The sequence below is a fragment of the Stenotrophomonas lacuserhaii genome (assembly GCF_014836545.1).
GTDB lineage: Bacteria > Pseudomonadota > Gammaproteobacteria > Xanthomonadales > Xanthomonadaceae > Stenotrophomonas > Stenotrophomonas lacuserhaii.
The window spans coordinates 539,372-553,982 of the sequence record NZ_JACSQS010000001.1 but is presented as its reverse complement, the minus strand read 5'-3'; the positions used below and the strand labels follow the sequence as shown (position 1 = coordinate 553,982).

At 66.8% G+C, this 14,611-nt stretch carries 11 protein-coding genes; 3 read left to right on the top strand and 8 right to left on the bottom strand.

Features of this window, described 5'->3' with window-relative positions; all coding sequences use genetic code 11:
- Positions 1-96: 96 nt before the first annotated feature.
- A complete protein-coding gene (locus H9654_RS02580) occupies positions 97-1,872 on the bottom strand; it encodes an EAL domain-containing protein (RefSeq protein ID WP_191768768.1) in 1,776 nt (591 codons plus the stop codon).
- Positions 1,872-3,953 (bottom strand): sensor histidine kinase, encoded by a 2,082-nt coding sequence (locus H9654_RS02575; RefSeq protein WP_191768766.1) that lies wholly within the window; start codon positions 3,951-3,953, stop codon positions 1,872-1,874. Before H9654_RS02575 ends, H9654_RS02580 begins: the two co-directional genes overlap by 1 nt.
- Before the next feature lie 187 nt (positions 3,954-4,140).
- On the opposite strand from H9654_RS02575, the gene H9654_RS02570 reads away from it, so the two are divergent.
- Positions 4,141-6,912, top strand: coding sequence for a bifunctional diguanylate cyclase/phosphodiesterase (locus H9654_RS02570; RefSeq protein ID WP_191768764.1), 2,772 nt, complete (start codon positions 4,141-4,143; stop codon positions 6,910-6,912).
- Between the two features lie 96 nt (positions 6,913-7,008).
- Here the strand turns inward: H9654_RS02570 and H9654_RS02565 are convergent, their stop codons facing one another.
- The 6 genes from H9654_RS02565 to H9654_RS02540 all read right to left on the bottom strand — a co-directional run bounded on the left by H9654_RS02565 (position 7,009) and on the right by H9654_RS02540 (position 11,418).
- Positions 7,009-7,314, bottom strand: coding sequence for a hypothetical protein (locus H9654_RS02565; protein WP_191768762.1), 306 nt, complete (start codon positions 7,312-7,314; stop codon positions 7,009-7,011).
- 6 nt (positions 7,315-7,320) lie between these two features.
- Entirely contained in the window at positions 7,321-8,511 is a 1,191-nt protein-coding gene (locus tag H9654_RS02560) for a methyl-accepting chemotaxis protein (RefSeq protein WP_101100446.1), read from the bottom strand.
- A 223-nt stretch (positions 8,512-8,734) separates the two neighbouring features.
- A complete protein-coding gene (gene hflD, locus H9654_RS02555) occupies positions 8,735-9,349 on the bottom strand; it encodes a high frequency lysogenization protein HflD (protein ID WP_182655972.1) in 615 nt (204 codons plus the stop codon).
- Positions 9,346-10,485, bottom strand: a complete 1,140-nt coding sequence (gene mnmA / locus H9654_RS02550; protein ID WP_191768760.1) for a tRNA 2-thiouridine(34) synthase MnmA — start codon at positions 10,483-10,485, stop codon at positions 9,346-9,348. Before mnmA ends, hflD begins: the two co-directional genes overlap by 4 nt.
- Complete coding sequence (locus tag H9654_RS02545; protein ID WP_101100449.1) at positions 10,482-10,943, bottom strand: NUDIX hydrolase; 462 nt, start codon at positions 10,941-10,943, stop codon at positions 10,482-10,484. Before H9654_RS02545 ends, mnmA begins: the two co-directional genes overlap by 4 nt.
- Position 10,944: 1 nt before the next feature.
- Entirely contained in the window at positions 10,945-11,418 is a 474-nt protein-coding gene (locus H9654_RS02540; protein WP_191768758.1) for a hypothetical protein, read from the bottom strand.
- 96 nt (positions 11,419-11,514) lie between these two features.
- Between H9654_RS02540 and clpS the strand changes: the two genes are divergently transcribed.
- Positions 11,515-11,841: an ATP-dependent Clp protease adapter ClpS gene (gene clpS, locus H9654_RS02535; protein WP_101100451.1), complete on the top strand. Its 327-nt coding sequence runs from the start codon at positions 11,515-11,517 to the stop codon at positions 11,839-11,841.
- 321 nt (positions 11,842-12,162) lie between these two features.
- Positions 12,163-14,445, top strand: a complete 2,283-nt coding sequence (clpA, locus tag H9654_RS02530) for an ATP-dependent Clp protease ATP-binding subunit ClpA (RefSeq protein ID WP_191768756.1) — start codon at positions 12,163-12,165, stop codon at positions 14,443-14,445.
- The last annotated feature ends 166 nt before the right edge of the window (positions 14,446-14,611 follow it).

The window sequence follows — 14,611 nt, the reverse complement described above, 5'->3', positions numbered from 1 at the left end:
CGCCCCCCCCCCCCCCCCCCCCCCCCCCCCCCCGGCCCAAGCTCAGTTTCAAGCTTGAAAGCCACCCGCGAGGGGGTCTACCCGTTCGACCATCCCTCAGCGCGACACCGACCGATCATCCACCGACTCGATCGGCTCCGCCGCAACGGACCCGCCATTGCTGCGCCGCTGCTCTTCGTATGTGCGGAACGCCTGGTGGATGTGCTTGCGCAGCTCGTCGTCATTCCACGGCTTGGTCAGGAAGCGGTAGATCGCTCCGCGGTTGATCGCATCGGTGACCGTGTTGAGGTCGGTATAGCCGGACAGCACCAGCCGGATCGTGTCCGGGTAGAGCATCTTCACCCGGCCCAGGAACTCGGTACCGCTCATGTCGCTCATGCGCTGGTCGGACAGGATCACCTGCACATCGTTGATTGCCAGCAGGTCGAACGCATCGCGCACGTTGCCCGCCGCAAGGATCCGGTAGCCGTCGCGGCGGAACAGGCGCACCAGCGAGCGCAGCACGTTCTCTTCGTCGTCCAGCAGCAGCAGGGTGCGGTCCGGGCGCGTTTCAGCGAACGCCTCCGGACGCAGGTAGCGGCGCCGCAGGGTCATGCCGGCCGCATCGGCGGACATCGGTTCGCCGAACAGGTAACCCTGGAACACGTCGCAGTCATTGCGGCGCAGGAAGCCGAGCTGGGCCTGCGATTCCACGCCGTTGGCGATCACGGTCATGCCCAGCTGGTGGCCCATGGCGATGATGGCGCGGGCGATGGCCGCCTCACGATTGCCGGCCGGGGCGCTCTTGATGAAGCTGCGGTCGATCTTCAGCTTGTCCACGGGGTAGCGCACCAGCGCACTCAGGCTGGAGTCGCCGGTACCGAAATTGTCCAGGCTCAGGCTGATCCCTTCGTTGCGCAGGTTGACCAGGGTTTCGTGGACGAAATTGACATTGTTGGTCAATGCGCTTTCGTTGATTTCCAGGGTCAGCATCGGCGCCGGAACGCCGGCGGCCTGGATCAGGCCCATCACCTCGGTGAAGAAGTTCGGGCGCAGCAGCTGCAGGGTGGAGACGTTGACTGCGATGGTGAAGTCATCGAAGCCCTGGTCACGCCACAGCCGCGCCTGTTTCAAGGCGCCTTCCAGCACCCACGTGCCGATCTGCACGATGATGCCCAGCCGTTCTGCCGTGCGCATGAAGCGTTCAGGCACCAGCATGCCCAGGGTCGGCGACTGCCAGCGCAGCAGCGCCTCCATGCCGACCACGTGGCCATCGCGCGAACTCACCAGCGGCTGGTAGCGCAGCTTGAGCTCGCCATTGGGAATGGCGTCGATGATCTGCCGGGCGATGATGCTCTCGCTGTGCGCGCTGGGCACGGTATCCACCGCGTGGATGCGCACCGCGTTGCCGCCTTCGCGCGCCGCCTGGTAGAGCGCGTCCTCGGCGTGGTCGAGCAGGCGCGAGGCGGTGCTGGCGTGTTCCGGGCACAGACTGACCCCCAGCTTGCCGGTCATGAAAAGGGTGTAGGGCAGTACCGAAAGCGGCAGCTCCAGCTGCTGCCGCAGCTCTTCGGCGAAGTCCTCCGGCAGGGCGACTTCGCCGGTACGCGGCACGGCCACCAGGAACTCATCGCTGCCATGGCGCCACAGCGTGCCACGGCCGCGCAGCCAGGACTTCAGGCGCTGGGCCACCAGCACCAATGCCTGGTCGCCCACTTCGGCGCTCATGTTCTCGTTGACCGATGCGAAGTGGTCGATGTCTACGTGCATCACCATCATCGGAGTACCGCCCGCGGCCGCTTCGGCGACCATCGCCTGCAGCTCGGGGTTGCCGGCGCCCAGTCGGTCCGGGGCGTCCTCGATACTGACCGGAGGCAGGGAGGTATTCCACATCAAAGGCGTGATTCCAGCGGTTCGTCCGGCATCATGCCGACACGGTAGGGGAGATGCAGTTCGATCAGGGTACCTTCCCCCGGAGCCGATTCGATGCGCAGCTGTCCGCCCACGCTCTGCGCACGTTCGCGCATCACGATCAGGCCCAGTCCGCGCGGTCCATGCGGATCGAAGCCTTCGCCATCGTCGCGCACCTGCAGGTGCAGGTGGTCCTGGTCGATGTCGCGCAGGTGCAGCAGCACCTGGCTGGCCTTGGCGTGGCGCAGGGCATTGGTCAGGCTTTCCTGTGCGATCCGGAAGCAGGCCTGTTCGATGGCGTTGTCCGGGCGCTGGGGCAGGGTGTCGATGCGTGACAGCAGTTCGGCCTGAGAAGAGCGGAACAGCACGCCGGCCTGCCAGCGCAGCGCGGCCTCCAGGCCCAGCGCATCCAGCTGGGGTGGCCGCAGCAGGGTGGACAGATCGCGCAGCTTGGCCACGGTGCCATCGGCCAGGCTGACGATCTGCTGCAGGTCTTCGCGGCGGCGGGCGCTGTCTTCTTCATCCAGCGCTGCCCAGGCCGAAAGCTTGATCGCGGTGATCGCCTGGCCGATGTCATCGTGCAGGTCGCGCGAAATGGCGCGGCGTTCGTCTTCCTGCAGGGAGAACAGCCGGCCAGCCATCGCCTGCAGTTCGCGGTTGCTGTTCTCCAGTGCCGCGCGCGTGCGCTCGGCATCACTGAGGTCGCGCACGATCAGCAGGCGGCAGTCGCGCCCGCCGTAGCGCACTTCGCCCACCGCCAGCCCGGCCTGGAAACGGCTGCCATCGGCGCGCTGCATGCCGATGATCGCGATCTGGCCGGCGCTGGCCTCCGGCACCGGGTTGCGCAGCAGGGCGCGCACCGCCGGCAGGCCTGCTTCACCCACCAGCGCCCGCAGCGGCTCGCCCAGCAGGGTGTGGCCTTCATAGCCGAACAGCCGCACGGCGAACGCATTGGCGTACAGCACGTGTTCTTCGGACAGGATCACTACGCCATCGGGCAGCACCCGCACCAGTTCGCGGAACTGTTCCTCGCGCTCGCGCAGCAACCGGCGCGACTGTTCGCGTTCGGTGACGTCCTGCAGCGTGCCCATCACCCGGGGGCGGCCCAGCTCGTCCACGCCACTTTCGGCACGCAGATGGGTCATCAACGGTCGTCCATCCATGCCCAGCAGGGGCAGCAGCACGTCCACGTGGACCGGCTCGCCGCTGCTCATCCCGGCCAGCAGCTGCTCGGTCATCGCCGTGGTCGCTGCATCGGCCGGCACCAGCAGTTCATCGAAGCGGTGCCAGGTGCGTGCCTGCGGCGGACGCCGGCCCAGCAACTGGTAAACCTGCCGCGAGAAGCTGGCCAGGCCAGTGGCGGGGTCGAGCTGCCAGGCGCCGATGCGGGCCAGTTCATGGGCCTCTTCCAGCCGTTCCAGCGCCTGATCGCGGCGCGCCAGTGCCTCGTCTTCGGCCGTGCGGTCAATCACGATAAGCAGCCGCGCGGGGCGTCCGTCGACGTCGATCGCATTGCTGCGCAGTTCCATCTGGCGCAGGCGTCCATCGCGCAACTGCAGCGGCGCGCGCAGCAGGCAGGTCTGCTCCGGGTGCTCGCGCAGCTGTTCCAGCGTGGCCTCCAGCGCGCCCTGTTTGCCCGTTGGCCAGAGCAGGCTGACCGACTCCTGCAGCAGTTCTTCCCGGCTCCAGCCGAACAGCGCGCAGGCGGCGGGGTTGGCGTCGAGGATCCGCACCGATTGCAGGTCGTAGATGAGGATCGGGCCGGGGTTGCCGACGAAGGCCTGGCGATGGCGCAGCTCGGAAGCAGCCAGGCGGGCATTGGCCTGCAGCACGTGGGCACCGAGCGGGCGCAGCAGCAGGTACAGCATCGCGGCACTGGTGAAGACGAAGAAGACGCCCTTGACGGTCTGGAGCCAGGCCGCGATGCGGGCATCGCCGATCATCGCGCCCACGGCTACGTCGCTGCTGACGATCCAGGCAACGGCCAGCAGCAGATAGACCAGCACCACGCGCCGCCGTTCCCGCCGCAGGGTGTTGGCCAGCTGGGTCGGGCAGACCGTCATCGGGTTTTGCCAACAAGGTGCAGGGGCATGGCGGGATGGGGCCGGGTCGCGGAAGGAGGGCAGCAACGAATCGCATCTTAACTCGCCGCGATGACGCCCATGCAGCCAGCCGGTACTCAATTATCCCGCCCGCTGGCCGCTAACGATTTCGTTCCCGGCTGTCGGGGGCGTCATTGGAGCAAGTTGCGTGGACCAAGGGATCATTGCCAGCCTGTTGCAGCACCCGCTCGCCTCCGCGCTGGTGATCCTTGACCGCAATGGTGCGCCACTGGCCGCCAATCCCGCCGCGCGCGAGCACGGCCTGCCTGCGGCAGCTGCTGCCTACCAGTCCATGCTGGAAGACATCCGCCTGCTGGCCGCCGACGGGGGCATCGTGCCGTGCAGCCTGCCCGGCGGCCCGCGCGGTCGCCACGACGGCTGGATGCGCGCCGTGCATGACCAGAGCGGCCACCTGCTGGCCTTCACCCTGAGCATTCCAGATCCCGAGCGCAGCCCGGCCGGCGAGCGCTGGGAGCTTGCGCTGGAAAGTGCCGGGCACCGATTGTGGGACTGGGACCTGGCCAGCGACCGCGTGCTGCGATCACCGCCGGTCGAGGGCAGGATCGAGGTCCAGGAACGCGCGGGCGCGCTGCTGGAGAAGATACACCCCGACGACCGCGCCGGCGTCCATGCGCAGGTCCAGCGCCACCTGCGTGGCGAGGTCGACCAGTACAGTGCCCAATTCCGCTACCGCCAGCCGGACCAGAGCTGGCGCTGGGTACTGGATCGCGGACGGGTAGTGGCGCGGACCGCCGACGGCCAGCCGTTGCGCATGGTCGGCACCCATACCGATATCGAGCACCAGAAGCAGCTGGAAGCCCACCTGCACGACCAGCAGCTTCACCTGCGCCAGGCGCAGCAGATCGCCAGCATGGGCAGCTGGTCTTGGGAGCCCGGCTGCCGTCGTTTCTGGTGGTCGGCGGAGCTGCATGCGCTGCTGGGCACGGAAGACGGTCCTTCCTTCAGCCCGCGCGCCTGGCTGCGGCGGCTGCAGCCGCGTTCGCGCGGCGCGCTGCGCATGGCATGGCGCCGGCTGTGGCGTGACGGGGGGCCGGAAAACCTGGACCTGGAGCTGCGCAGGCCGGGCCAGCAAGCGGCCTTGCAGCTGCGCTTGTGGATGCAGCCCCTGCAGGCCGCCGATGGGCGGATCCAGCGCCTGCTCGGCCAGGTACAGAACATCAGCGAACAGCACCAGACCGATGCATTGATCCGCTGGCGCACCGAGTTGTTGAACCGTGTTTCCGCATTGGGACGCATCGGCGGCTGCGAGATCGAAGTGGACACCCGGCTGATGCAGTGGACCGAGGAGTGCTATCGCATCCATGGCCTGCGCAAGGAATCGATCAGCCTGGACCAAGCGCTGGCGCTGTACACCGATGACTCGCGCACCGCCTTCGAATCCGCGCTTGAGCGCATCGCCGCCGGCGGCCTGCCCGAACAACTGGACCTGTGCTTTTACCGGCAATCCGGCATGCGCGTATGGGTGCAGGTGTTGATCGAACTGGACCGCCGTGACGGCCTGCCGCCGCGGTTCGTGGTGCTGTTCCGTGACATCACCCGCGAACGCGAGGCCAATGAACGGATTGAACTGCTGGCCCACTACGACCTGCTGACCGGGCTGCCCAACCGCATGCTGCTGCGCGAGCAGACCACCGATGCGATCAAAGAGGCGCGTGATCGCGGTACACCGCTGGCGATGCTGTTCATCGACCTGGACGGCTTCAAGACCATCAACGACAGCTTCGGGCATGCCACCGGCGATACCCTGCTCAAGGCAGCGGCAAGCCGACTGCACCAGAACCTGCGCAACAGCGACCTGTTCGGGCGTTTCAACGGGGATGAGTTCATCGTCGTGCTGCGTGACCTGGCCGAGGCCGAAGATGCCGGCCACGTGGCGCGCAAGCTGATCGCCTCGTTGGCCGAGCCGCTGCATCGTGGGCAGGACCTGCTGAAGGTCGGCGCCAGCGTCGGCATCGCGATGCTGGAAGACGGCCGCGAAGATTTCGATTCCCTGCTGCGTGCCGCCGATGCGGCGATGCACGCAGCGAAAGAGGCAGGCCGCAATACCTACCAGTACTACAGCCAGGATGCGCTCAGCCGGATCCAGCGCAGGCTGGATATCGAACACGCCCTGCACGGGGCCATCGAGCGTGAAGAATTCAGCCTGGTCTACCAGCCGCTGATGCATGCCGAACCCGGTCAACCGCCCGCTATCGAAGCCCTGCTGCGCTGGCACCGGCCCGGCCTGGGCTACTGCAGCCCGGCCGAGTTCATCCCGATAGCGGAGAAGTGCGGCGAGATCGTGCGCATCGGCGACTGGGTACTCAACGAAGCGTGTCGGCAGGCCTCGGCCTGGGACCGTGCGGGCCTGCTGTTCGACCGGATCGCGGTGAACGTCTCGGCGGTGCAGCTGCGCGAGCGCGGATTCGCCGAGCGGGTGATCGCGGTCTGCCACGCGCATGGCCTGTCGCCGACCCGGATGGAGCTGGAGCTCACCGAGTCGGCGCTGATCCGTGACACCGAAGTGTTGCGGCACTGTTTCGACGTATTCGAACGGCACAACGTGCCGCTGGCGGTGGACGACTTCGGCACCGGATTCTCCAACCTGCACTACCTCAACCGGTTCCCGGTCGGTCGGCTGAAGATCGACCGCAGCTTCGTACAGGGCATGCTGGAAGATACCGGTACCGCCGAAGTCACCCAGGCGATCGTCCACCTGGGCCACGCGCTGGGTATGAAGGTCGTGGCCGAAGGGGTGGAAACGGAGCAGGAAGAAGACCTCCTGCGCCGCCAGGGCTGTGACGAGATCCAGGGCTACCTGTATTCGCGGCCGCTGGTGCCGCGCGAGCTGGCGCACTGGCTGCGCGATGCAGCCACCGGGGCGTCTATGCGGGACACCGCTGCGGTGCTGGCGGGCTGAACACCGTGGGCGTCGCGCATGCGGCGCCCGGTACCGGGGCTGACGATCGTCACCCGCATGATCCTCCTGATCCCGCGTGGCGGCCTGCAGAGCGCGTCAGCGCACCGTTGCCGCCGATGCGTGGCCCGCGCCTGCAGGCGCCAGATCCCTTGCATCCAGCCCCAGGTCCCAGCACAGGCTGGCCTGCTCAAGGCTGTGTCGCATCACCGCCTGCCTGCCCGCCATCAGCTCCAGTTGCGCCAGCTCTGCCTGCGCCAGGGCCTCAAGCCGCTGTAGTTGCTGGCGCGGGGTCTGCGCTTGCTGCGCGGTGCCCTCGGCCCGTGCGTGCTCGGTCGGCGCCGGGCACGACAAAGCCCCGGCAGTGCCGGGGCTCTGGGGTTCAGCTGGGGCGTCAAGCACCACGCGGGATCAGAACAGTTCCACCGTTCCGGCACCCATGCTCTGCTGGGTGACCGGCTTGTGCGGCGGCCGTTCCCATTCGCTGCGCAGGTCACGCAGGCGGTTGCCGGTGCGGGCCAGGGCGGTGACCATTTCTTCGTCGGCCGCGCCGCCATGGCGATGCAGCAGTTCCTGCAGTGCCAAGGCTTCGCGGTTGATCGAGGTCAGGCGGTCCAGGTGGACATGCACGCCGCCCAGCGCCTGGGTGGCGATGTCTTCGAACTGCAGGGCACGCACCGCTTCGGCCACGCTGCCGTCGATGGCGCGGGCGCACTCGGACACTTCGCGCATGCCATCGCCCAGCGAGGCATTGATCTGCGCCACGTTGTCGACCATCGAAGCGGCTTCCATGCGGGCTTCGCGGGAACGGTCCATGTCACGCGAGGCCATGTGGGTGACCGTTTCGCGGACCTTGGCGATGGCGTCCTTGGAGCTGTGGGCCAGCTTGCGGATCTGCTCGTTGAACGTGGTTGAGCGCTCGGACAGGTTGCGCACCTCGTCGGCTACCACGGCGAAGCCGCGGCCGGCTTCGCCGGCACGGGCCGCTTCGATGGCCGCGTTCAGTGCCAGCAGGTTGGTCTGGTCGGCGATCGACTTGACGTCTTCCAGCAGCGCGAAGATGCCATCCAGGTGCTGCGCCATCTGGTCGATGTGCTGCACGGTGTTGCTGCTCTGGCCGCTGACCTGCTCCAGCGCTTCCACCAGTTGTTCCATCTGGTGGCTGGCGTGCTGGGCGAAGCGCGCCACGTCCAGTCCGGCCGAACCGTCTTCACCGGTACGGTCGACGATGCGGGCCAATGCCTGGCTCTGCTGGCGCGACTTGCGGTTCATCGCTTCGAAGCTGCCGCCCAGGCCGGACACGGCTTGGCGGATCAGGTCGCGGGCGCGCTCGACTTCGCTGCGCGAGCCGTCGATTTCATTGCCGACGAAGTTGCGCAGTTCGGTCAGCAGCTGGTCCTGCTCGCGCAGGATGCGGGCCTGTTCCGGCGAACGCCCGACCGGAGCACGGGTGCTCCACCAGGCGTGGCCGAGCCAGCTCAGCGTCATCGTGGTAAGGATCGCCCAGCGCAGGGCCGCAGGCCACTCCAGAGCAAAGGCGAGGGGCAGAAGCAGGGTCAGCACCAACGGTGCGGCCAGACGGATGATGGTGCGAGAGTACATGGACGTTCCCGGGAGAGTCACAAATGCAGTATCGGCCGTACCTGGTTTCTCTTTAACGCCGATGTTGCATCCACCGCGACCGCCCCGGTAGTGACGGCCGCTGGCCGTCAGTCTTGGGCCGCTGGCGGGTGACGACTGCCGTCAGTGCGTGACGACCGTTGGTCGTCACGCTGTTGCCTTCGCCGCTGCGCTCGCCGAGCATGGCTCGGCGCTACCGTGCGGCTCAGCGCAGCGCGCGGTCCACCGCTTCCACCATCGCCTTGCGTGCCAGCAGGAAATCCCAGTAGCTGCCACCCAGTTGGCGCCACAGCACCGCCGAGCGCACCGCCGCCAGCAGCAGCGCGCGGATTTCGGCCACCACCCCGGCCTGGCCCAGGTAATGCGGGTTGCCCTGCACCATGACCCGCGGCTTGAGGTGGCTGATGGTGTCGGCATAGACGCCGCCCAGCGTGGCCAGCACGTCCGGGTGCCCGCTGTCGCCCAGCTCACGGCCCTGGCGGCTGGCGCGCTCGATGCCGGCGGTGACCTTGGCGATGGTGTCCGGCTCGCGCACGAAGCGGCGCTCCAGCTGCAGCACCGCCAGTGCCAGCTTGGGCAGGATCGGGTCCTGGCCCTGGTTGCGGAAGTAGTTGTGCAGCAGGCGCAGGCCCGGCTTCAGCGATTCACGGTCGCCATACACCTCCTGCGGTGATGCGGCGTCGATGCGGAACACGCTGTCCATGGCGGTGCGCACCGCACCCGCTTCGGAGTGGCCGGTATCGGCGATGCGGCGGACCTGTTGCAGGGCCTGGGCTATGCCGGCCAGGGCCAGTACGCGGTCGTCGACAGTGAAACTCATGCAGCAGGTACCTCGAAAGGAGAAGGAGTAGGGCGCAGCCGCTGTTCAAGCGGTGCGTCGGTGGCGGCGATCACCGCACCACCGAGGCAGACATCGCCCTGGTACAGCACCAGCGACTGGCCGGGGGTGACCGCCCGCTGGGGAGTGGGGAAGCGGACATGCAGGCTGCCATCATCGCGCACCTGGACCGTACAGGCCTCATCGGGCTGGCGGTAGCGGGTCTGCGCGGTGCACTCGAAGCGGGTGGCGGGCGGGGCGCCGACGATCCAGTGCGCGCTTTCACTGACCAGCTCGGTGGACATCAACCAGCGGCTTTCGCGGTCCTGGTCCACGTACAGCGTGTTGGAGGCCACGTCCTTGCCCACCACGTACCACGGCGCCGCCGGGCGGCCGCGGACGCCGCCGATGTTCAGTCCTTCGCGCTGGCCCAGGGTGAAATAGAACACCCCGGGGTGCTCGGCGATTTCCGCCCCGTCCGGATCCACGATGCGGCCCTGGCGTGCGGGCAGGTACTGGCCGAGGAACTCGCGGAAATCACGTTCGCCGATGAAGCAGATGCCGGTGGAGTCCTTCTTGGCATGCGTCGGCAGGTTGGCGTCACGTGCCATCCGGCGCAGGTCGCTCTTGTTCAGGTCGCCGATCGGGAACAAGGTAGCCGACAGCTGTGCCTGGCCCAGCTGGTGCAGGAAATAGCTCTGGTCCTTGCTGCGGTCGGCGCCGCGCAGCAGCAGCCACTGGTTGCCGTCGCGGGCGATCCGCGCGTAATGGCCGGTGGCGATGCGCTCGGCGCCCAGCTCGCGGGCGGCATCCAGGAAGTGCTTGAACTTCACTTCGCGGTTGCACAGCACGTCCGGGTTGGGGGTGCGCCCGGCCGCATACTCGGCCAGGAAGTGTTCGAACACGCCTTTCCAGTACTCGCTGGAAAAGTCGCGGAAGTGGAACGGGATGCCGAGCAGTCCGCACACCGCCACCGCATCGCGGCGATCATCCTCGGCGCGGCATTCGCCGCTGCCGTCATCGGCCCAGTTCTGCATGAACAGCCCGGCCACCGGCTCGCCCTGCTGCACCAGCCGCCAGGCGGCAACCGAAGAGTCCACTCCGCCGGACACGCCGACCATGATCCGTGGCGCGCTCATGGAGCAACCTGCTTGACCAGGGAGAGGGGATGGCGCTGGCCGGCGAGGAAGTCGGCCACCACCTGCCAGACCAGTGGGCTGCGCAGCCGCTGGCGCGCGGCCAGCAGCTCGCCGGGCTGCAGCCACAGTGCGCGTTCGATGCCGGTATCCAGCGGGCGCAGCGGATCGTGCCGGAGCGGGCGCGCGGCATAGCTGAAGCGCAGGAACGGCGTGCCATCCGGCGCAGTCCACTGGTAGGTGCCGATGAACGCGGTCAGCTCGACCTCCCAGCCGGTTTCTTCGCGCGTCTCGCGCAGCGCGGCCTCGGCCAGCGACTCACCCGGCTCCAGATGGCCGGCGGGCTGGTTGAGCACCAGCTCGCCATCGATGCGTTCTTCGACCAGCAACAGCCTGCCCTCGTCGACCACAACGGTGGCAACGGTGACGCGGGGTGCCCAGCGCGGCGCAGCGGCATTCACTTCAGTATTCGTCCTGCTTGGTCAGTTCCAGTTCCATCGCATCGGCGGTCCGGCTGGCGGCCTCGATGGCGTCGTCCAACGCTTCCGAAGAGGCATCGGCATCCACTTTCACCACGAACATGGCGACCTTGTCCTGCTTCACCCAGCCGCCCATTTTTGCATCCTGCGCATCTTCAAGCAGGCGGTTGGCCACCGCCACCGGGAACTGGTCGGCGCTGGCCTGGTAGCCGGGCGACCAGATCTCGCGCACATGCTGGCTGCCGAATTCTTCCACCACCGAGCGCACATAGACCAGCTGGGTGCGCTCGCCCTCCATGTCGAACACCATGCGATAGTCGCCGTCCTCGTCGATCTCGTAGGGATAGCCCAGCTTGTCGAGATGGCGTCCGATGGCCTTGTCCGGCTCGGCGGCGAAGGAGGGGGCCGCCGTCGTGGCGACAGCCAGCAGCAGGGCGAAGCGAAGCGTCCTTTCCATGAGAATCCTGTGAAGGTAGTACGGGGAGTCGCGCAGATTGTGAAGGCGCGTTGGCTTGCCGTCCAATCCGGCCGAGCCAGCCACTATAATAAGCGGATGCCTCGCGACACTTCCCACGAATCCCATTCCGACCACGGCGTGCTGCTTGAGCCGGCACGCCCGGAGGTCGCCCCCCCGCCGTTCTACCAGGTCATGCTGTTGAACGATGACTACACCCCGATGGATTTCGTGGTCGATGTACTGCAGCAGTTCTTCAGCCTGGACCTGGACCGGGCGACGCAGGTGATGCTCCATGTGCACACCCGCGGCCGCGGCGTCTGCGGTGTGTTCACCCGCGAGGTGGCCGAAACCAAAGTGGCGCAGGTCAATGAATATGCCCGGATGAACCAGCATCCGTTGCTCTGCACGATGGAAAAGGCCTGATCAGACGGGCATGACCGCAGCGTGGTAGTCCGGTGCGTTCCATGTACGGCACGATCGGCTTGCTGACGACGACGCAGCTGGCGGCAGCAATGCGCCTCCCCTCCCTTGGTTTGCAGCGCGGCTGGCCGTGGATCGCCTCATCGCGGGTGGTTCAGGGCCGGCTGGCCGTACCCGGAGGGGGACCGGTTTAGGTTATGGTGGAATCACCTTCGCCAGACGTGCGACGGGATGCTAACGCCGTATGAACGGGCAGTTCCGCTAGGGTGATGGAAAACGTGTGGTCAGGCCGCATATTGTCTTCAACTGCCGCCGGAGTAGAGCATGTTCAGCAAAGACCTCGAACACACCATTGGCCAGTGCTACAAGCGGGCACGGGAAGCGCGGCATGAATTCATGACCGTCGAACACCTGTTGCTGGCGCTGCTGGACAATCCCTCGGCCCAGGCCGTCCTGAAGGCCTGCGGGGCCGAACCGGAGCGCCTGCGCCAGGAGCTGGAGCGGGCCATCGAGGCGTCCGTCTCGCGGCTTGCCGAAGATGATGGGCGCGACACCCAGCCGACCTTGGGCTTCCAGCGCGTGCTGCAGCGCGCGGTCTACCACGTGCAGTCCTCGGGCAAGAAGGAGGTCACCGGCGCCAACGTGCTGGTGGCGATCTTCGGCGAGAAGGATTCCCACGCCGTCTACTACCTCAACCAGCAGGACGTCACCCGGCTGGATGTAGTCAATTACCTCTCCCATGGCATTGCCAAGCTCGGTGAGGAAGGCGAGCCGTCCTCGCCGGCCGATCCCGAAGGCCGTGCCGAAGGTGGGGAAGGCGAGGGCAAGGGCGATGCGCTGGCCGAGTTCGCCAGCAACCTCAACGAGCAGGCCCGCAACGGCCGGATCGATCCGCTGGTGGGCCGTGCCGACGAGATCGAGCGCACCATCCAGGTGCTGTGCCGCCGTCGCAAGAACAATCCGCTGTATGTCGGCGAAGCCGGTGTGGGCAAGACCGCCATCGCCGAGGGCCTGGCGCGCCGCATCGTCGAAGGATCCGTGCCGGAGGTGCTCGCCGATGCGGTCATCTACTCGCTGGACCTGGGCGCGCTGGTGGCCGGCACCAAGTATCGCGGCGACTTCGAAAAACGCCTCAAGGGCGTGCTGACCTCGCTGAAGAAGGTGCCCAACGCGGTGCTGTTCATCGATGAGATCCACACCATCATCGGTGCCGGATCGGCGTCCGGTGGCACCATGGATGCCTCCAACCTGATCAAGCCGGCGCTGGCCTCCGGTGATCTGCGCTGCATCGGGTCGACCACGTTCCAGGAATACCGCGGCATCTTCGAAAAGGACCGCGCGCTGGCGCGGCGCTTCCAGAAGATCGACATCGTCGAGCCCACCGTGGGCGAAACCTACGAGATCCTGCAGGGACTCAAGCCGAAGTACGAAGCGCACCACGGCGTCACCTATGCCGACGATGCGCTGCAGGCGGCGGTGGACCTGTCGGTCAAGCACATCGGCGACCGGCTGCTGCCGGACAAGGCAATCGACGTCATCGACGAGGCTGGTGCGCGCCAGCGGCTGATGCCGGAAGGACAGCGCAAGGAACTGATCGATATCGAGGAGATCGAGGCGATCGTGGCCAAGATGGCACGCATCCCGGCCAAGCAGGTCAGTGCCACCGACAAGGACGTGCTCAAGCACCTGGAGCGCAACCTGAAGATGGTGATCTTCGGCCAGGATCCGGCCATCGAAACGCTGTCTTCGGCGATCAAGCTCGCCCGCTCCGGGCTGGCCAACCCGGAAAAGCCGATCGGCAACTTCCTGTTCGCCGGCCCCACCGGTGTCGGCAAGACCGAAGTCACCAAGCAGCTGGCCCTGCAGTTGGGGATCGAGCTGGTCCGCTTCGACATGTCCGAGTACATGGAAGGGCATTCGATCAGTCGCCTGATCGGTGCGCCTCCGGGCTACGTGGGCTTCGACCAGGGCGGCCTGTTGACCGAAAAGATCGTCAAGACGCCGCACTGCGTGTTGTTGCTGGATGAAATCGAGAAAGCGCACCCGGATATCTTCAACATCCTGCTGCAGGTCATGGACCGTGGCGTGTTGACCGATACCAACGGCCGTGAAGCGAACTTCAAGAACGTGGTGCTGGTGATGACCACCAATGCCGGTGCGGCGCAGGCGTCACGGCGTTCGATCGGCTTCACCAAGCAGGATCACGCCACCGACGCGATGGAGACCATCCGTCGCAGCTTCACCCCGGAGTTCCGCAACCGGCTGGATGCGGTGGTGCAGTTCCAGGCGCTGGGCTTCGAGCACATCCTGCGCGTGGTGGACAAGTTCCTGATCGAACTGGAAATGCTGCTGCAGGAAAAGCACGTCAGCCTCTCGGCCACGCCGACCGCGCGCGACTGGCTGGCCCAGCACGGCTTCGATCCGCTGATGGGTGCACGCCCAATGGCCCGTGTCATCCAGGACAAGGTCAAGCGCCCGTTGGCCGACGAACTGCTGTTCGGCAAGCTGGTCAACGGCGGCAGGGCCAGCATCGACGTGCGCGACAATGAGCTGTTCGTGGAAACCTTCGCTGAACCGGAGCGTCTGTTGCCGGCTACGGTGGAATAAGCCGCTCCGTGCTGCAGCGCCGGGTCCTGCCCGGCGCGACGGGGTCAGAGTCCTTTCGAGCAACGAAAGGACTCTGACCCCTCCTGGCCTTGCCGGATCGACTCTCCAGCCACGCCAAAAGGCCAGCTCGATGGCTGGCCTTTCTCGTCGACGCGGATGCGTCGGA

What these genes read in the sequence shown, in the direction of transcription:
- H9654_RS02580 (WP_191768768.1), bottom strand. Translation starts at nt 1,872, where the DNA reads ATGTGGAATACCTCCCTGCCTCCGGTCAGTATCGAGGACGCCCCGGAC.
- H9654_RS02575 (WP_191768766.1), bottom strand. Translation starts at nt 3,953, where the DNA reads ATGACGGTCTGCCCGACCCAGCTGGCCAACACCCTGCGGCGGGAACGG.
- H9654_RS02560 (WP_101100446.1), bottom strand. Translation starts at nt 8,511, where the DNA reads ATGTACTCTCGCACCATCATCCGTCTGGCCGCACCGTTGGTGCTGACC.
- hflD (WP_182655972.1), bottom strand. Translation starts at nt 9,349, where the DNA reads ATGAGTTTCACTGTCGACGACCGCGTACTGGCCCTGGCCGGCATAGCC.
- mnmA (WP_191768760.1), bottom strand. Translation starts at nt 10,485, where the DNA reads ATGAGCGCGCCACGGATCATGGTCGGCGTGTCCGGCGGAGTGGACTCT.
- H9654_RS02540 (WP_191768758.1), bottom strand. Translation starts at nt 11,418, where the DNA reads ATGGAAAGGACGCTTCGCTTCGCCCTGCTGCTGGCTGTCGCCACGACG.
- clpS (WP_101100451.1), top strand. Translation starts at nt 11,515, where the DNA reads ATGCCTCGCGACACTTCCCACGAATCCCATTCCGACCACGGCGTGCTG.
- clpA (WP_191768756.1), top strand. Translation starts at nt 12,163, where the DNA reads ATGTTCAGCAAAGACCTCGAACACACCATTGGCCAGTGCTACAAGCGG.